Origin of the sequence: Psychromonas ossibalaenae ATCC BAA-1528, assembly GCF_000381745.1 — a bacterium.
Lineage (GTDB): Bacteria > Pseudomonadota > Gammaproteobacteria > Enterobacterales > Psychromonadaceae > Psychromonas > Psychromonas ossibalaenae.
Map to the genome: position 1 here is coordinate 18035 of NZ_KB907023.1, position 17887 is coordinate 35921.

The following is a 17887-nucleotide window of genomic DNA, read 5'->3' on the forward strand; positions in this document are numbered from 1 at the left end:
CTTGTAAATATTACTATATTTACAAAAATCACACGAACTAATGAGTTCTAATGGTCGATATTTAACCTAACCGTTGCTATTGACGGCTGGTTATATTGACGCGAGGCGGCCGGCCGACAGTTAACATTGAGCAGTAAATTCAGCAAGCCGTTATAAGCCGGAGCTTATTTATTTTTTGAGAAGAGTTTATTAAATAACTTTTCTGACTGCTGAAGTCCTTGATCGGTCAATACAACTGATTTTGCCTTACCGACGGGAGCACAAATCAACCCTTTTTCGTGCAGCCTGTTTGTTACTTCCCAGTCAATCTGTTTCCAGGCTCTGCAGTTGTCATGCACAGTGAGATGCATCAAAGCTAATGCAGCTTCATCTATTTTATCTTCATCTATTTCCATAATTAACTCCTAAATTTTATGACTTATCAACAGCTGCTGTTCGTTCATATTCAACCATCGGCTGTATTCACATTCTGTGTATGAAAATGAAATCCTATTTAAATTCAATTTGTTAAAGTAATTTTGGCAATTGTGGAGCTGTTATTTTTTTTCTATCTTAAATTTAAAAGGCTGTTACATGTACCTTTCAACCGTTGAAAACTTGATGCTGGCATTCTCATGAAAAATGTCAGCTAGATAACAATCTAACTCACTTTCATTAAGCTCAGAAGGAATAACTACGTCATAAATGCGGGCACGTATCGAAGTATCCGATTCTAAGTAAAGCAGCCATTGTTCATTTTTTCGCAGCACTGACATTTTCTTACCGAAGACTTTGAATTTAATTAGCATGAGTACTCCCCTTCGAGTCATTTAATATTCTGTAAAATGCACTCTCAACTTATAGTTGATTTCCTTACACGACAAGGATCAACAACGGGAGCACAGTTATCCGCGATAACTCGTGTAATAACACTAACGGCTCCAATCACCGTGATTAGTAATAGTAACACCTGATAAAATAGATACATTACCGCTGACCCAGAGATCATTGCCTAACGTGACACTCGAGCCGTATTCACTTTTTGATGTTCAGGATACACTTGCTCCTCCGCCGCAGATAAGGAGTGATTACTTGAAGCTTGCCTTTTTTTATCTACTCACATTAGCACTTTCGCATAAGAAGAGCGCTCAATTTCTACGACTTCAACAGTTAAAGAAGTTGATACAAAATCAAAACTCTTTAGTTCTGTCAATACCAAACCGGATAATATAGAACGCTGTTCTGCAGTACGACCAGACAATATTTTTACAACAACGTGAATAAATGCGTTTTTCACTGGACCAGTCTGATAGTTATCAAAACATAAAGCTCTTGTTTTAATATCATAAGCTTCAAAGAGCTTTGAGTTTAAAGCTCCAGCAAAAACAGCACCAATTAGCTGATCGGGTTTAACAATAGTGTGTAAGTCTGATGAATATTCAATTATACAGTGAGGCATTATTACTCCTTGTGAGTATGACAATGTCAAAAGTTTAAGACTGAAGTTTTCTTATAGAAAAGTAGCGACAGCTACATTACGTATAGTGATTTATTTTATTATTTTTTGCATCCTACCAACCCTGCTGCGGGTAAAATAACCGCTGTTTTTACATGATAGTAATGTTGCTTGGATATTAAAAATAGATAGAGCCTAAATTTCTCTAGACTCTTATTTAGCAGAGGTAGTAAGCGGCATTGCAAAACTGCTTAACTATTGGGAAATTGCCGTTAACAAAATTAACGGTTTTTCAGCAATACGTCTTAACTATAAAAGGCTTCAACTGTCCCTTTTACCTTCATCAAAAGCGGCTGACCGCGACGGTCCAGCGCTTTGTGCGACGCGACTTTTATCCAGCCTTCGCTGATACAATATTCTTCGACATCAAAACGTTCTTTACCGTTGATCAGAATACGTATGTCGTGTTCGAAAACTTCTGCCACATGATGTGGGCTGCGAGAATTGATGGAAAGGCGATCCGGTAAAGCTGGTAGCGATTTAGTGTCGTTCATGTTCGTGACCTGTAGTAAATTAAAAAGTGCGCTATTGTAGACAAGATAGGCTTTACGCTCAAGACCTGCAGTAACAAATGTTAGCTCTGTGCCAGAATAGTGCTAATGCCCTATTTTTAAATAGGGCCCAAATATCTCTAGAAATACCAGGCATTGTGAATAACTTTTGCTAAGCGTATCGAAAATATAAAGTAGGCAGCCAGTATAAAAAATTCAATAAATTTCAAATTACTTCCGAGTTTAGTAATAGCTTGAAAACTTATGTCATACCAGTTCTACTAATTAGATGATCTATTTAGGCGTAGGGAAAATGGATGAAAGCCAGCTTCCACGTAACTTTCCAGTACGTATTGCGCAGTTTGGGCCATTTGAAAACTATTGAATATGTGCATTACATAGGTCTTATTAGCCTTAATTAGTCAGATTTTACTACTGACTTTGAAAAGAAAACAAATGGGATAGCAAATGGCCCGACAACTAATGCAGCTAACACCCAAAATATGATATTCGCTTTACGAGACCTTGCTATGAAATAGCAAATAATAATGCTGATTACGCATATGATTAAGGCTGCTTAAATTTTTGGCTTTTAAAAAAGTTAAAACGCTATTAGCAGAATCAACTTTGCTGTAGCTAAAAGAGCGTATTTACAAAACGGTAAACATTACGCTTTGCGAGCATTTCACAAAGCACCTCATACAAAACACGCTTACATGATTCAGCATTAAATTTAAAGCCAACATGAAATTCACCGGCACCGGTCACGGCGTCCGGTGAAACACTTTGTTAGTTGCTATTTTTTAAGTGAGATCTTATCATCATTTTAAATAGTTCTTGGCTATATTGATATTTCTTTTCTTTCTCTTGAAATCTTTTATCAAATTTATTTGCCTCGTCTTGATCTAAATTAAACACATCACTTTGCTTCATTTTCCACTTTTTAGTTCCAAAGAATCCGGGCTGAAGTTCAAGAACGAGTAATCCTAACGGATATTCACTATCCATATTACTTACTTGATAGTCAATTCCGTTTTTAAAGCCAAGTTTACAATAATTGTGTGGATCTCCGTAAATAGTAATTGCTGCTACTCCCATATTTGCTGCTAATGATTTTGTCTTTTCAACTAATGCCGTACCAATACCTTTTCGTTGATAATCGGGATGAACACATAGAGGACCAAAAGATACCGTTTGGATTTTTTCTTCATCATTATTAATTAAATAAGAGTGTGTATACATAATGGAAGCAACTATTTTGCCATCAAGTTCTACTACATAAGCAAGTTCCCTGATAAAATCTTTATGCTCACGTAGTATGTGACATAAATAGTGTTCATTACATCCTGGAAAATATAAATTCCAAAAGGCTTCTCTTGTAAGCTCTTCAACTTGGGTGTAATCGTCTTTTGTTTCTAATCGTATATTCATATAACGGGTGTCTCCAACCTCTACTCAGTAACATCTTCTCAGCAAGCACCTATAATTCGGCACTTTTCAAGATAGATGTCACTGCTTACTTAATTATTAAGCGCCATTTCTTGCTCGTTTTTTAGCGGACATAAACGTTTTACACATCTTGCCAAATTGCTTATCAGCGCTACGCCTTTCTGCTAGGGTCGCGCCATTTCTGGCTTGCTCTCTGAGCAGTTTATTGTAGTTATCTAGTCGCCTTTGATCGAGTTGCTCGGCTTCAACCGCAGCGCGTACTGCGCAGCCCGGCTCTGATTGATGCTGACAATCGGAAAATCGGCACTGTGATACTAGCAACTCGATATCGGCAAAGGTTTCTGCCACGCCTTCTTCACAGCTAGCAAGCTGCAATTCACGCATCCCCGGTGTATCCATCAATAGACCGCCCTCTGGCAGTGGTAACAACATGCGATAGGTCGTTGTATGGCGGCCTTTGCTGTCGTCTTCACGTATGCCGCCAGTTTCTTGAGACTGCTCGCCTGCCAGGGTGTTGATCAAGGTCGATTTCCCCACACCTGAAGAGCCCATAAAGGCGACGGTTTGCCCTGCATTGCACCAACTGCGTAGCCCTTGCAGCGTTTCTGCCTCAAGGGCGTTAACTACTTCAGTGATAAGTAAAGCGTCGAGCTTTTGAACTCGAGCTCGCTTTTCTTCGGCGTCGTCACAAAGGTCGGCTTTGGTTAACACCACCACGGGGTCTACTTTGGCTTCTTTCGCTATAGCGAGATAGCGCTCAATGCGACTTAAGTTGAAGTCGTGGTTAAGGGAGCAGACAATAAACAATGTATCGACGTTAGCTGCGATCAATTGCTCTTTCACTTTTGGCCCTGGGGCTTTGCGACTAAATAGTGAATTTCGGTCCAGTAAACGTTCAAACCGCAGCGTTTCACTGCTCAGTAGAATCCAGTCTCCCACCGTCATAGAGGGTAGCTGGATATGGGCATCGAGATGAAATGTCTGCGCTTCGGTCGTGACGATATAGCCACTTTTGTGCTGGGCAATCACGCGACCAGCGGTGCAATTATCGTAATCGTCTAAAGTTAGTTGTTGGGTAAAGTAATTTTTCCATCCAAGTTGAGTCAAATTGACTGGATGAGTAAAAATAGAATTCATGATAGTACCTACTGTAAAACAGCATAAACAAAATAGGAGGTCGGGTACTGACTGAAATATGTGCAGTGCTAATGCTACAAAGCATTAACGAGACCCCGGTATGAGATCACCGGGCAAATAGAAGGGGATATACTAGCTAAGTCGCAGTGCGACGGGAGTTAAATTAAGCTTTAACGCCTTCTTGTGCCGGGTGGGTATTAGTTACAATCATCTTATTCCTTTCTTATCTTGGTTACGAAACAGTTCGCAACACTACACTAATGCGGACTGTTGTCAAGTTTGTTGTGACACTTTTAGTGCCTACGGAACCGCGGCTTAGGCATGAATCGCGTTGGTATCGTAGAGCTTGATCTCGGTATTGCCTCGACTTAAAGGGTAATCTCCCCTAATAATGTTTCGACTGCTATCGGCTAATCCCAAATAATGTCTAAATCCTAGCAGTTTTTGTCTCAATTGGGGCAACCACTCTCTCAATTTGAGAGACCGTTTTACCTTTATCCACTGCTCATATTCGCTTAGTGTGACTTTCTGTTTTTTTACCCCGGTTCTTCGTCTTAATCTCACTTTGCCATTGGCATCTGTTTCCAATCAAATTCAAATTCTGACAATACAAAATGACGTTTTCTCCCGACATGACATCTGCGGAAGCGCATCAATGATGTTTGACCTTCTGCCGCGTCCAAATTGAATTTATTTAATCGTTTCGGTAATACAGATCCGCTTAATATTATGCTCTGCTTTAGGAAGCACGACTTCCCAGCTTGTTATATAATCCCTTAAAATCAGTTGATTAGACAGTGTCCCAGAAGGCTTATCTAATCATTATTTTCTCTGCCGATTCATAATATATTATGTCTGCTTTACAATGCTGGTACAGAAGGAATGATTTTGATGGTATCGGCTTAGTTGGGGATAACCTCTATAAGGCGGGAATGTATATATCAATCATTCCATATAAAAACTGACAATAACAGCCTGTTTTTCAAAAAACTAAAAAAGGCCAAAGTAAACTACATATTACTTTGGCCTTTTGTTGTTACTCAGTTAAATGAATTTAAAAATCAGCAGACCGAACGGCTTAATTCTGCCTGCTGTTCACTCGTATTATTTATCTGCTGTTATACCATATGTTTTACCATCAACTTCGAAGGTAAAGTCCGTCGGAACAGGCATCGGCATATAGACACGGATCCCTACATCAATTGTCTCACCAGATGCAAAGTCGGCGACTCCATACGGAAGCTCCCCATCCCAATCATTAGGCTCCCCATCCTTCAGCGTTAGGACGTAACGATGGAAATCGTCCGATAAACCACCGACATTACCCATAGCTGTGCCGCTTTCGGCAATATGAGATGCGCTGATAACGACCCCGCTGTATTGATCAACAATATTTGTAACTCCGTTTTCTCCATTTACTAGCGGCTCATAAGGTCGCATTGTTAATGGATCCGATGACTCACTATTAAGCGGAACAGCCGGTGATACATTAAAGGAAATTTTCGCTCCTGTTAGATCAACATCTGAATTATTGGTCAGTTTAACCGCAATTTGAAGCGGATAGTTAGCCTCACCTACTGGCATAAAACCAACCAGGTCAACATCTACATCAAGTGTTTCAGCTGCAGGCACAAAGCTTTCATCACCGGCTTTAATACCGTAAGGTGACGCATCTTTAAGCATATTGTATGCAGTATCGGTAAATGTGCTGCCAAAATAATGATGGCCTAAGCCGTTTTGTTCTGGCGTTGAGTAATCACCCGCCAATTCCCAAAGCATAATACCGCCTGCTCCTTGGTCAATCGCATACTGCACTTTGGCCTGGAAAGTATCCATATTATCCGTTGATAAGAACACCCCCCTTCTGTTCATTCCATAACCAGGTTGACTGAGCGATATTATCAACATGCCCAACATAATCACCAACACGCGGCTCATCCTCATGCCCAAACGCTGTCAGATAAGGAGTCGGCAAGCCGTCGCGCAGATTATTGGTATGCCATACCGGATTCACACCAGCAAATATTTCTTCGCCTTGGGCATCCAGATCAAACCATAAGTTATCAATACCTTCTGCACCATAACCACAAGGAGAACCTGCAACCGTTAAAGCATTCCCACCTAAATTTTCGCAGGTTCCAAGCGGACACTCTGTTTGAACTGCAAGTGCAGATCTACCGCCCAGACCATTATTGCCGCCGCTCACATCCTGCCAGCCGCGCGAGTAGTACGGCAGGCCTATATTGATACGCCCGCCCTGCAGTGCGGAAATATTTATAAGACCAGTCAATGTTTAAATACCCCTGACCATTAAAGTATTTCGCATCGCCACCCTCATAAATCCCCGCATCAGCAATTTCACCGTCATTACCGTTATCGTACAGAGCAGCATTATGCTCTACAAAGTGATTCCAGGTACCGTGCAGATCGTAGGACATGATATTGACATAATCTAAGTACTGCAATGCCTGGAAACCTTCAAAACCGCGCAGTAGATAACCCGATGATGGAGAAGCAATAGTCAGCATATAATGCTGTTGATCTTTTTCTCCCTGCTTGTCTAATTCATTACGCAGCGCTTCCATCAGCGCCATATAACCATCCCATAATTTACCACGATGTTTATTAGATACACTCCAGTCGTTAGGATGCCCGGCATCAGACATGGAAGACGGGTGTTCATCATCAATATCGATGCCGTCGAAATCATAGGTTTTAACAAACTCAGCAGCTGACTTAGCAAAAACAGCAATAGCTTCGTGGTTGATTTCTCCAGTCTCTTCATCAATGGTTAAGTTATAAAAACCACCGTTAAATACACGGCCAAGTTCATCAATAGGGGAGCTGCCTTGAGCTTCTTCAGCAAAGAAACCGCCTGTTTCAGCCCAGCTGCCGACTGACAGCAGTAATTTAACATCGTGATCCTGTGCGTATTGATTTAACAGGTTAAAATGTCCTTTATAAGGCAGATTTGGATCCATCTTGTTTTCTTCACCCTCCCATGTCATACCTGTCGCCGGGTTATCCGGCGGCTTTGGCGGCAGCGGCGGCTTAGGATCAATTATTCCTCCTTCTTCACCACCTTCACCAATCACTGCACCTACTCCACCAGCTCCTTCTGGAGGAAGCTGAGTTGGTTTACCAGGAAGAATCGGAGTAATCGGCTCAACCGGATCAGTAATTTCAACTGGATCAACTGGATCAACTAGGCCTCCTTCTTCACCACCTTCACCAATCACTGCACCTACTCCACCAGCTCCTTCTGGAGGCAGCTGAGTTGGTTTATGAGGAGTACTCGGACCAATCGGTTCAACCGGATCAGTAATTTCAGACGGCGGTTCGATAGGTCCGGTCGGACACTCTGTTTCATGCCAGAACCAAGGGTCGCCAGCATCCGGCGGCGTCTCCCATGGGTTCGGATTATTGGCCGCGGTATAACATATTCCCTCATGAATGACGATATCACCATTCTCTACTTCAGTTTGTCCCTCAACCCACGGGATGGGCTCCCAATCTTCACGTGGTTCAGGACGCTCAGGCAGTTCTTCTCCCGGACAAGGAACAGACTTGTAGAACCAAGATTCATCTGTCGGTGCTTCCCATACACTCGCATTGGGCTGTACTGTTAGGAAACATTCGCCTTGATAAATAACGACATCTCCCTTCTCAGTGTGAGTTTCTCCCTCAACCCATGGAGTAGGCTCTACATTTTCATATGCAGTGACATTAGCACTAAACGCCAGCACCGATGAAAATAAAGCTGCCGATACGGCTTTTCTCACTTTACTAACTTCAAATTTCATGATTCATCCTTAGTTCTTAATTAAAACAGCTATATACATTCTTATGATCCCGCCTACAGAATAAAATTATCACAGGGGCATAAAAAAAAACTAAATCAATATAAACCTGAAAAAACCTGTAACATAATGATTACTAGTGAATCTTGGTGAATCTTGGTGAATATTAGTGGTTATTAGTGACTGATAGTGAGTGACGCTTTTTACTGCTTACTAAACGTATTTATACCAATCTGATCTAAACCAGCAGTTCAGACACCGAGTTACGTTTTAAATAATCGTTTTGATCAGCGCAGTAATCAACATTATAAAAACTAAAATAGGCAATAGTTTACTATATTTGGCTTGTTGCTGTTCATCTACAGGTTTAGCAAAACGCTCAACTAAAATAACCATCAACGCAACGGATGAGAATAATACAGCTAAAATAATTAACACGTTCATAAGTAACACCTAGACACAAACAAAAAGTATAGAAACAAACAATTATAATGAAGTAAGTGCTAAATAATCACAATATAAAAGTGGCAACAGCTTCAATTAAGCTATCTCCACTATATTGAGATGCTTTTTCACCCTGAGTAATACTGAACATAACAAGGCTGTAGAATTACTCATTTTCAGCCACTATTTTAAAAACACAAACACCGTAATTTGTATTTGATTGATATTCGGCAGATTATTCTATTTTGGGAGGCTGATTTGTTAAATTGAGCAGTGAAACTGATGATAGGCTTATAGGGAAGGAATATTTGGGCTTATGGCTATCAATTACCCCATCTTCAATACAGGCTGGCTCGATTAAGCTTGGCTTGTTTTCGCTCTAACTCATCAAAAGTACCACTCCATTCCTTACCGGCATTCGAAAGCACTTTACAGCCATCAATGGCAAACATATGACGACCGATTAAGCCTTCTTTATCACATATCATCAGCACCTGTGTGAACATGGATTCAATTTGCTCACTCTACCTCTTTTTTATCCTCCTCCTAAGCATAATTCACTGTATATATTAGTTTTTTGTATTTTATTGCCGTGTTTACGGCCTAATTTATCAATGGTATATTCATCCCATAACTCTTTATATTTAGGGCATCCTTTTGTGTTTAATTCTTTTATTCGATAATTGCTTTTAACCGTTGACAACCCATTTATAAAGCTTGTCGCATAACGGAACTGAGGCTTGATCACATACTCGTTTTTAAAATTAATGAATCCCCACTTATGATCACTAATTGAGACTGCCGCCAATCCCTCAGAAAAATTTTGTACATCGTGATATTGGGCTGGGATAATAATTTTTCCACTCTCATTTTTGAACCCTTCTTTGCCATTCTTATAAAAAACAGTGAGTTCATTACTCGGAAGGTACAATGCATTAACACGTGAAACATCTTCAGCTCTTAATTTTTTTTCTTGCTTCTTTAAATATTTAATACTCTTAATGTCTTGGCTATTTTTTTCATTGAAATCTGCGGTTGCAGTTTTTTTTGTAACTTTACTGGTTTCGATTAGCGCCTCTGTTTCAAAATCAGCAAAAATATCATCATTATTATTAGACTTTGCCTCTTTAATAGCTAAATCCTGTTCGCTATCTATTTCACGCATCACTTTTTCATGCTCTTTTTCATACAGGTATTCTAATAATGCCGAGTAGCCCACCGTTGCTTTTGCAAGTTCAATATATTTTAATTTCACTCCTTTCGTAAACTTTTCTTTAGATGTTTGTTCATCGAAGTACTCTAATTCCGAATATTTAATTTTTTGCGAGCCATTGATACCGTATGCGGCACCGTGTTTTATAAATAGCTCATTCCAATCAGGACTGCCTGGGGAGTTAAATGATTCTTCTGCTTCGGTCAATTCCTCATTGACAGCAGGTTTTGAAATTGCACCGGGGTCGATAAGAATATAGTGATCGTTAAAAGTTTGGCTTCCAAATTCTTTGGTTCTGACCAGAAAGGCTACGTTGTATAATGAGATCTCTTTTGCCACTGAGTCGGGGATGCAATCGCTCTGTTTTTTAAACATGCAAGGGGCATATGAATTTACCGATAATATTTTCCCCTGTTCATCTCTAGATGTTACTTTGACAAATCGCAATTTCCATTTTAAGCGACTATCTATGACTGGTTCGTTAAATAACGTCCACATTTTCCATGTCAATTCGGCATCAAAAAAGACGTTGACCTCTTGCCCGTTATAGTTGATTTCTTGAGAAGAGGTTGCAAATCTTCCTGTCAGTTTCCCCGAATATTCTTTTGAATAAACGCTAAAAGGTAGCATCTGAATTAAAATGAAAATAATAAATAGTCGCTTCATTCTTCATATCCTTTGAATTATTGAGATAGCTCATTCATTTGATTTAGAGAGTCTCGATAATAAGTAGCACCTTTTCCTGCTTTATTTACATATTCTATATATGATGCTTTAGCCTCTTTCGCATATCCTGCATCACGGAGCGCATTTGCTCGATAGTAGATCATATTCACGGGAAGCTCATATCCTGTTTTCTCAAGTAGTTCAAAGTATAAAGTTGATTCATAAAAGTTTTTTTCCTTATACGCTGTTGTTGCTCCTACCTTGTACTTATCTTGTTTAACATCTAGCGAGAGCCCTTCGTCAGTTCTATACATCGTTAAAAACTCAGCGCGTTTTTTCATATGTGCTAAATTACGTCTGTTGAAAGTTTTACACTCACCTAGTGAAAGCCCACCTGCACCTCCATTTATAGAGTAAACACCATTATATGTGTGGCGATCCCAGCTACCATCATACGATTTTTGCTTACATGCCCATGCCATTGATGTTTCTACAGATTGATATAGGTCGAGGAGGTTGATATCCATAAGTGCTTCTGGCACGATGTTTGGTTGGTAAAGTTGTGCTAGTAGCAACCCTTCATGGCGCCAATTATAATCTCCAGTGGGTGATTTTTTATATCTTGTCATTGCAATTTGACGATCACCATGGAAATACTCAGATCGAGCATTTAAATCGCAATATGCTTGATCATTATCTTTATCGCACCGTTGAGCTGAGAGAGATATAATCTTACTTTTTATGTCGGAATTGGATATGTATTTAAGATTAGAATGGTCTTTAAAGTGCGCATATGTAAAAATAAGTGCATCTGTTAAATTCGGGTTTAATCCAGTTGAAATTTTAAATTCTGCATCATCCCACATTTTTTTAAATTCAGAGGTGCCTCCTGCGCTATATTCAGAACCTGGCCAATGCGCATTCCAAAATGCTTCATAAGCGATGCCTTTAAAAGAAGTCTTTAAATCAGGATTAGTATTTGCAATTTCATTCCACCAATATACACATTGCTGGTTAGAACGAGCATCTAACGTACTAATAGACAAACCCAAAGCGCCCTTAAGTACGCCATAGCAGTAATCCTGAGCTGTTTTCAACATTGCGGATGAATCACCTGATTTTGCTTTTTTTAAGTTTTCCTCATGGGATTTAGCCCAATAGCTGGTACTCGCACACCCAGCTAAAAACATAACTAAGCATATGCTCATCAATTTGTTAATCATAAATTTCTCCATAAATTTATAAATGTTCATTTTTAATGTTCACGTTTTTTGTAGACTTTTTCCTTTGCGATATTTTTGCGCTCTTTGTTTTTGCAAAAATAACGAACTGTTTTAGTGCCGTTTAAATTGCTTGTTGAACGAAGCTGCTGCGCGGCAGAAAAACAAACTTCCATACTCTCTAGTATCACCTCAGTGTGAAGTGCTCACTGGAGAACTCTCATGGATAAAGCCCAACAGCAACACTTCGATTCCCTTTATCATCAACATCTTATCAACTTGACGCCACAAGGGAAGCGCCCTGCAACTATCGATGCCTATTCTCGTGCAGTGCGTCGCATTACCGCCTACTTTGAAGGGTTTGCACAGCGGCAGCACCAAGGTGAGATGGGCTATACCATGGTATTACATACCCATGATCGAAAGCGCGATATTCATCCACACATTCATATCATTGTCCCCAGTGCTATTACCAAAAACGAAGGCAACAGTGGCACAAGGGGGAGATGGCTTATCTGTACAACGAACTAGCGTTAGCAAGCGTATGGCGAACCAAAATACTTGAAGCATTTAATCAACATCCAACACTAACATTACCCAAACGTTACCCGAGAGAGTGGATTGCGAACTGCATTAAAGTTGGCTACGGGCAGCATGCCTTTGAGTACCTGTCTCGTTACTTATATCGCGGCGTGTTGCCCGACAAAGATATCATCAGCATCACTAATAAAAGCGTTACGTTTAAATACGTAGACAGTGAAACCAAAACAATCCAAAAACGTAACCTGCCCATACTCGAGTTTTTATGGCTTGTCTTGTAACATGTTTTGCCTAAAGGGTTACAGCGTGTCCGTGATTATGGTTTTCTACGTGGTAATGCTAAAAAGCGGCGACTTCGAATACAACTGATACTGCTGAGCACAAAAAGTTGGACTCAGCCTGCGTCACCTAAAACAAGTAAAGCAATTCGTACTTGCCCTTGCTGTCGGCATGAAATGCAGTGCTTAGTAGTGTTTCGACTGAGCTAGCCGAAAGGTATATAAAAGAAGAATAAGGATAATGGCAAAACTAAAACAGAGGATTAAACGAATGAAATGAAACTAACAGAGACAACCTACTGATAACATTGACTTCTCACTGTTATCATAACCTCGTTCGCCAAAAATTTAGCAGGCGGACGAGCAAACCATAAAACAGATCACACTATTTACTATAAATAAGCAGAGACTCGCCCGGGCTTGTTCCCCCCCCAGATAAGGTGTCGGCTGCACGACACCTATCCTTATTTGTTAGGTTGCGGTTTAGATACCAAGTCGTTTAAAGGCTGAAAGTGTTCCTTTCTTACGCAGAAACGAGTCTTCATTCGGGCTAGTAAAAAGATCTAATACATTCATATTTTCTGAAACATGAACACTAAACTCAATTAGACTCATTTTGGTATTTGGCTTAATTTTCAATTCAGTGAACAAGTCCATATCAAGGCGATCATTGTAAACTCTCATTAACAACTTTTCATTAAGTCTTGCTTCGCAAATATTCTCATTTAATTGAGAGCAAGTTTCGCATATTGAATCTACTTTCAAAACAAACTCTATTTCATGATCGGGATTCGATAGTACTATTTGCGTTACGCTATTTAAAGATGCCCCCCATGGGTGAGCATCTCGTACCCTATCATTTCCAAAATCTCTTAATATATCGAGTAGATGATGTGGTCTCATTTTAATCATATATAACTCCATGAATTGCAACCAACGCCTCAAACACCGGCGCAGCTTTGCTGCGTCCGAGTGCTTTGACTTGTTATAGGGCAATACGCGCCAGATAGGAATATTTAAATTATTTATATAAATTTGAATCAACAGCTTTTTTGCTAAACGGCACTATCTCAAACTTTTCATCAAACTTAACTAAAGTGCTAACTAATTTAGTCAACACAGTGTCGTCACCTTTAAGCGTTGCTTCCTTCGATTCAATTAAATCAACCAGTCGTGCTTGACCCAATAATATTTTTGTAAAGCCATCATCGCTTATCGTGATTGTGGCATCGGCGCCACTTCGAGGCTTTTCAACATCAATATTACTTAAGTTGCCATTAGACATTTCTACAAAGTAGGCATCGCCATCCACCACAATGTTCAAGGTAAATGGTGTTTTTTCCGCTTTCAAAGCATCCACTTGAACAGCAATGTAATCGAGTAACATTCCCGGATTCATTTCTGAAAGAATATCAGCAGAAGCCGATTTAGGAGCCCCCGGTGTTACCTTACCTAAACGTAGTTCTTGTGCCCCCGTTAGGTAGATATTGCGCCAGCCCGCACCCTCTGCTTGATACCCCATTTGCTCAAAGGCATCGGCAAGCATCGCTCGGGCTTTAAGGTTATCAGGATCTGCTTGCACAACCTTATTAAGCGCTGTTGCAACGAAACGATAATCTCCCGCAGCAAAGTCTTTTTCAGCTTTCTTAAGAATGGTTTCAGCCCCGCCCATGTATTCTACAAACTTTGCGGACTCAGCCTTAATCGGTAAAGGGTTTAAGTTTGCCGGATTCATATCAAAATAACCTAGGTACATGTTGTAGACAGCTCTAGCGTTATGAGAATAGGTTCCGTGATATCCATTGGTATGCCATGCTTTTTGAATACTTTCTGGCATCACCTCATAGATCTTATCGCCCATATCCTGCAACACATAGCCGCTATTGGCTAACCTAAGCGCTTGGTTGTGAGTAAAGCCATAGGCGTCTCGTTGCATTTTCAGGTAATCGACGATTTCCTGTGTCGACCAAATAGGCGCCGAATGCGATGCAAACAGCACCTCGACATCGTCACCCCACATGTCGATCATTTTGTTAATTTTCTTAGACCATTTTAAGGCGTCACGCACTTTTGCTCCACGCAAGGTATAAACATTATGCATGCCTTGATAGGTCACTTCGCCTGTCCAAAGCGCTTTCATTGATGGAATGTAAGTCACCATTTCTGAAGGTGCCTCTGTTCCTGATGCGTCAAGGAAAATCATCTCTAAGCCGTCAATGGTTAGGGTCTCAACTTCATCTTGTAAATTAAGCTCATAGCTTGGTGTCACGTAAGTGATTTCACCTGTGGAAATACCTTTGGATAAGGCTGCATCAACAATTCCATGCTCGCTTCGACCCAAGGTCGCGCCATATTGGTAGGCTGTACGACGAGACATCGCATTACCAGCCAGTACATTTTCATCGACGGTTTCTTTGGTTATATTTTTAGAGCCAAACACTTTAACTTCAGGATATGCATTTTGAATAGCGCGTGCACCACCAAAATGATCCGCATGGGAATGCGAATAAAGCATCGCGACGATTGGAAGGTCTCCACCTTCTGGAACATTTTCTTGAAAGAATTTAAGAGATTGCGCAGCAGCTTCCTTAGTTGTTAACACGTCATAAACGAGCCAACCGGTCTTTCCTCTAATAAAGGAAAGTGACGCAAGGTCTGTACCGCGAATTTGATATATTTTACCTGGCAGTACCTCGTACAGGCCTTCTGCTTGCTGATTCAATACAGCTTGTCGCCAAAGCGATGGGTTAACCGTTGCGGGTGCTTTATCTGCTGAGTTTACATCTATGAAGCTAAAGCTGTTGCGAATGATATCACCGGTTTTCTGGTCGAACTTAGCAACAAGCCCTGTGTTGTTATTCTCAAACGCTCTCACATCATTAAAGTTTAAGGTTTTGGCAAAGCTGTCATTTGCCTTTTTCGTTTGCTCTGTCGCAGGCTTTCCGCCTGCGCCCTTAATCGCAAGGCTGTGCTCATCATCCGCTAATACTGATGTGCTTGAAAACAGTATTATCGTAAGAAGAAATTTGTATGTCTGTTTCATGAGTGTTCCTCGTAGTTTTTGTAAAGTGAGTAAATAGGTGTATTTGTGTGCGATACATTACCAAATATAGCGTTAATATAACTATACAAGACAAGGTGTCTACTAGTAGTGGGAAACACGACCCTATACGCCACGCTAAGCGGACTAAAGCAGTGGGTTAAAATGTGTAGCGAAGCGAAACGTAACTCACTGTTTTAGTTCCGTTTAAGCGCCTTGTATGTGGTTATGCACCACACCATTATTGTCGTTTCAACGTCGTGATGTTTAGCTTTATGCAGCACTTTAAAGCCGTGATTTTCATACAAGTTAACATTAAAGCTTTCACACTGTAGATACAGCTCTTGGATATCTAGCTCAACCGCCAAACCTTTTGCATGATTTAATAGTTGGCTTGCAATACCCTGCCCTCGATTATCTGGATTAGTAAATACACCACCAACCCAATTCTCATATTCAGGGTAATTCTTGTTTTCTCGTAACTTCAGCTCTAAAACACCCATTAGCTCGTTTTCTTTATGAGCAACTAAAGCCATTGGTATCTTGTCACAGTTGACAGCTTTCTCGAGAACCTTTTCGAGAAACATACTTTCTGTAAAATTTGGATCAATATACGACCACTCGTCAAAGTACCATTTTGCTATTTTTGATGCTTCATTCGGATGTTCAGCTAATACTGAGATTTCCATAATACCTCTTTGCCACATAACGCCCCTGTTAAGGCGCAAAATATTGTTGGCTAAACTTGAGCGCAGCGAAAATAGCCAACTGTATTTTGTCGCACTTTAACGGCTTGTTATGTTTTATTTTTGTCGTTAACTGTTTCTAATGGTCGTGACATTTGATATTTCCCAGCAAGGAAAATACTAGAAATATAAAGAGATAAAGCCCCAAAAAGTATAAAACTTTCTGTATATGAAATCTCTGTGGAGATAACTCTTACAGCCATAAAAACAGGAACTATAAAGGTTGCTATGAATGAGATTGTTATGCTAACTCCTACAATAACTTTAAACCACATTCCCGATGAGAATACCGTAGAATGCTGTATAAAATTAAAATACCCCGGATAAGATAGGCGCCAAACAGCTTCTTTAGTAAGTTTATTTTCTTCTCTTAAACACTGCCCTAGTAACCTTTCATAATTTATAGCTGAAATAAGCCTATAAAAGAAAAATGCATGCAATATGACCCCAACTGAAATTGTTTGATTAAATGATAATTTTACTTTTATTATTGGAAGAGCCAACTCAGGAGCAACATCAATAAGAGAAAACAATACCAGTATGCAACTTGCTAAAATAAAGTTTTTACACGCCGTAGCTGCAACTTTTCCTGATTCAAAGTACGTAGCTCTCAATTCTGCTTCCATCATTTCCCTTAAAACATAACGCCGCAAACACCTGCGCGTAGGTTGGCGCTGTTTTTGCTGGCTTTTTGTTTTAGCAAAAACCGAGACAGCCGTAATGCGTCTGGTGATTTGCTTTGTTATACCATTCTGAACGGCGAACTCTCAACGTGAGTCATTCTGGTTTTTGCGCTTATTTTTCGCATCTAAGTGCTCTTGATATTTCTTAGAAAACCACTGATGTAAGTGCAACCCTGTGTTCTTTTTTATCAAATACGCGATGAATGCCAAGACCAATATACCTACAACTGTACCCATGATGTTCACCTTTTTGAAAACACGAAAATCTCATAAAACAGTATCATAAACAGTTTATACGGTTTGTGATATACGCTGAAATGATAGTTTTATCTAAACCAGAGAACCAAGGTAATCGTGGTAGAGTGATCTGTTACCAGACCGACCCCACACAGATCCGGACGTGCGGAACTACCGCATCCGGCTCTTCAGTTATATATTCGCTCGTGTAAAACACGACCCTAGTACCAGTCGACAAGAATATTTCGCTTGTTGACTTTCAGTACCTCAATTTGAAAATACGTTAACATCTTCTTGAAATTACTCCAGTTATAACTTTGCCGGCCACTTCGTCTGTTCAGCCATTTATACAGAGTATGCAGTACATAACTAAACAAATGCGATAAGCTTCGACTGTTATCGGGTAATCCAAAATAATTTCTAAATCCTAGCAGTTTTCGTTTCAGTT

At 40.1% G+C, this 17887-nt stretch carries 16 protein-coding genes and 3 pseudogenes; 1 reads left to right on the plus strand and 18 read right to left on the minus strand.

The features are described from left to right. Positions 1 to 164: 164 nt before the first annotated feature. From G327_RS0120020 to G327_RS0120085, 13 genes and pseudogenes are all read right to left on the minus strand, one after another. Positions 165 to 395, minus strand: coding sequence for a DUF6429 family protein (locus G327_RS0120020; protein WP_019616593.1), 231 nt, complete (start codon positions 393 to 395; stop codon positions 165 to 167). A 174-nt stretch (positions 396 to 569) separates the two neighbouring features. Further along, positions 570 to 788, minus strand: a complete 219-nt coding sequence (locus tag G327_RS0120025; RefSeq protein ID WP_019616594.1) for a DUF7661 family protein — start codon at positions 786 to 788, stop codon at positions 570 to 572. A 308-nt stretch (positions 789 to 1096) separates the two neighbouring features. After that, entirely contained in the window at positions 1097 to 1438 is a 342-nt protein-coding gene (locus G327_RS0120030) for a 5-carboxymethyl-2-hydroxymuconate Delta-isomerase (protein WP_019616595.1), read from the minus strand. 302 nt (positions 1439 to 1740) lie between these two features. Then, positions 1741 to 1989 (minus strand): DUF3297 family protein, encoded by a 249-nt coding sequence (locus tag G327_RS0120035; protein WP_019616596.1) that lies wholly within the window; start codon positions 1987 to 1989, stop codon positions 1741 to 1743. A gap of 786 nt (positions 1990 to 2775) precedes the next feature. Next, positions 2776 to 3417 (minus strand): GNAT family N-acetyltransferase, encoded by a 642-nt coding sequence (locus G327_RS0120045; RefSeq protein ID WP_019616597.1) that lies wholly within the window; start codon positions 3415 to 3417, stop codon positions 2776 to 2778. Positions 3418 to 3513: 96 nt separating this feature from the next. Next, complete coding sequence (gene rsgA / locus G327_RS0120050) at positions 3514 to 4572, minus strand: ribosome small subunit-dependent GTPase A (protein ID WP_019616598.1); 1059 nt, start codon at positions 4570 to 4572, stop codon at positions 3514 to 3516. Between the two features lie 1104 nt (positions 4573 to 5676). Further along, positions 5677 to 6408 (minus strand): chitinase C-terminal domain-containing protein, encoded by a 732-nt coding sequence (locus G327_RS26245; protein WP_026339463.1) that lies wholly within the window; start codon positions 6406 to 6408, stop codon positions 5677 to 5679. 1 nt (position 6409) lies between these two features. Further along, a complete protein-coding gene (locus G327_RS26250; RefSeq protein ID WP_157601212.1) occupies positions 6410 to 6862 on the minus strand; it encodes a hypothetical protein in 453 nt (150 codons plus the stop codon). Next, complete coding sequence (locus G327_RS26255) at positions 6762 to 8375, minus strand: glycoside hydrolase family 18 protein (RefSeq protein WP_026339465.1); 1614 nt, start codon at positions 8373 to 8375, stop codon at positions 6762 to 6764. The genes G327_RS26250 and G327_RS26255 overlap by 101 nt, the downstream gene beginning before the upstream one ends. 267 nt (positions 8376 to 8642) lie before the next feature. Further along, positions 8643 to 8816 carry a hypothetical protein gene (locus G327_RS26940; RefSeq protein ID WP_019616599.1) on the minus strand — a complete coding sequence of 58 codons (174 nt, stop codon included), beginning with the start codon at positions 8814 to 8816 and terminating at the stop codon, positions 8643 to 8645. A 347-nt stretch (positions 8817 to 9163) separates the two neighbouring features. After that, positions 9164 to 9337 (minus strand): annotated as a pseudogene (locus G327_RS26645) (transposase); the annotation flags it as partial. Positions 9338 to 9351: 14 nt separating this feature from the next. Continuing rightward, positions 9352 to 10695: a WG repeat-containing protein gene (locus tag G327_RS0120080; RefSeq protein WP_019616601.1), complete on the minus strand. Its 1344-nt coding sequence runs from the start codon at positions 10693 to 10695 to the stop codon at positions 9352 to 9354. 17 nt (positions 10696 to 10712) lie between these two features. Next, positions 10713 to 11918: a hypothetical protein gene (locus G327_RS0120085; protein WP_157601215.1), complete on the minus strand. Its 1206-nt coding sequence runs from the start codon at positions 11916 to 11918 to the stop codon at positions 10713 to 10715. Between the two features lie 396 nt (positions 11919 to 12314). Here G327_RS0120085 and G327_RS26265 point away from each other — a divergent pair. Then, positions 12315 to 12736 (plus strand): annotated as a pseudogene (locus G327_RS26265) (IS91 family transposase). Positions 12737 to 13216: 480 nt separating this feature from the next. On the opposite strand, the gene G327_RS0120100 reads toward G327_RS26265, so the two are convergent. From G327_RS0120100 to G327_RS26655, 5 genes and pseudogenes are all read right to left on the minus strand, one after another. After that, positions 13217 to 13645 carry a DUF1284 domain-containing protein gene (locus G327_RS0120100; protein WP_019616606.1) on the minus strand — a complete coding sequence of 143 codons (429 nt, stop codon included), beginning with the start codon at positions 13643 to 13645 and terminating at the stop codon, positions 13217 to 13219. 109 nt (positions 13646 to 13754) lie between these two features. Next, complete coding sequence (locus tag G327_RS0120105) at positions 13755 to 15776, minus strand: alkyl/aryl-sulfatase (RefSeq protein WP_019616607.1); 2022 nt, start codon at positions 15774 to 15776, stop codon at positions 13755 to 13757. Between the two features lie 194 nt (positions 15777 to 15970). Next, entirely contained in the window at positions 15971 to 16462 is a 492-nt protein-coding gene (locus G327_RS0120110) for a GNAT family N-acetyltransferase (protein WP_033298706.1), read from the minus strand. Positions 16463 to 16569: 107 nt separating this feature from the next. Next, positions 16570 to 17145, minus strand: coding sequence for a hypothetical protein (locus tag G327_RS0120115; protein WP_019616609.1), 576 nt, complete (start codon positions 17143 to 17145; stop codon positions 16570 to 16572). Positions 17146 to 17660: 515 nt separating this feature from the next. Continuing rightward, positions 17661 to 17887, minus strand: a pseudogene (locus G327_RS26655) (group II intron maturase-specific domain-containing protein); the annotation flags it as partial.

Excerpts from the sequence above, each read along its gene's own strand:
- G327_RS26940 (WP_019616599.1), bottom strand. The coding sequence starts at position 8,816 with ATGAACGTGTTAATTATTTTAGCTGTATTATTCTCATCCGTTGCGTTG.
- G327_RS0120030 (WP_019616595.1), bottom strand. The coding sequence starts at position 1,438 with ATGCCTCACTGTATAATTGAATATTCATCAGACTTACACACTATTGTT.
- G327_RS0120105 (WP_019616607.1), bottom strand. The coding sequence starts at position 15,776 with ATGAAACAGACATACAAATTTCTTCTTACGATAATACTGTTTTCAAGC.
- G327_RS0120080 (WP_019616601.1), bottom strand. The coding sequence starts at position 10,695 with ATGAAGCGACTATTTATTATTTTCATTTTAATTCAGATGCTACCTTTT.
- G327_RS0120035 (WP_019616596.1), bottom strand. The coding sequence starts at position 1,989 with ATGAACGACACTAAATCGCTACCAGCTTTACCGGATCGCCTTTCCATC.
- rsgA (WP_019616598.1), bottom strand. The coding sequence starts at position 4,572 with ATGAATTCTATTTTTACTCATCCAGTCAATTTGACTCAACTTGGATGG.
- G327_RS0120085 (WP_157601215.1), bottom strand. The coding sequence starts at position 11,918 with ATGATTAACAAATTGATGAGCATATGCTTAGTTATGTTTTTAGCTGGG.
- G327_RS0120100 (WP_019616606.1), bottom strand. The coding sequence starts at position 13,645 with ATGATTAAAATGAGACCACATCATCTACTCGATATATTAAGAGATTTT.
- G327_RS0120115 (WP_019616609.1), bottom strand. The coding sequence starts at position 17,145 with ATGGAAGCAGAATTGAGAGCTACGTACTTTGAATCAGGAAAAGTTGCA.
- G327_RS26255 (WP_026339465.1), bottom strand. The coding sequence starts at position 8,375 with ATGAAATTTGAAGTTAGTAAAGTGAGAAAAGCCGTATCGGCAGCTTTA.
- G327_RS0120110 (WP_033298706.1), bottom strand. The coding sequence starts at position 16,462 with ATGGAAATCTCAGTATTAGCTGAACATCCGAATGAAGCATCAAAAATA.
- G327_RS0120045 (WP_019616597.1), bottom strand. The coding sequence starts at position 3,417 with ATGAATATACGATTAGAAACAAAAGACGATTACACCCAAGTTGAAGAG.
- G327_RS26245 (WP_026339463.1), bottom strand. The coding sequence starts at position 6,408 with ATGGATACTTTCCAGGCCAAAGTGCAGTATGCGATTGACCAAGGAGCA.
- G327_RS0120025 (WP_019616594.1), bottom strand. The coding sequence starts at position 788 with ATGCTAATTAAATTCAAAGTCTTCGGTAAGAAAATGTCAGTGCTGCGA.
- G327_RS0120020 (WP_019616593.1), bottom strand. The coding sequence starts at position 395 with ATGGAAATAGATGAAGATAAAATAGATGAAGCTGCATTAGCTTTGATG.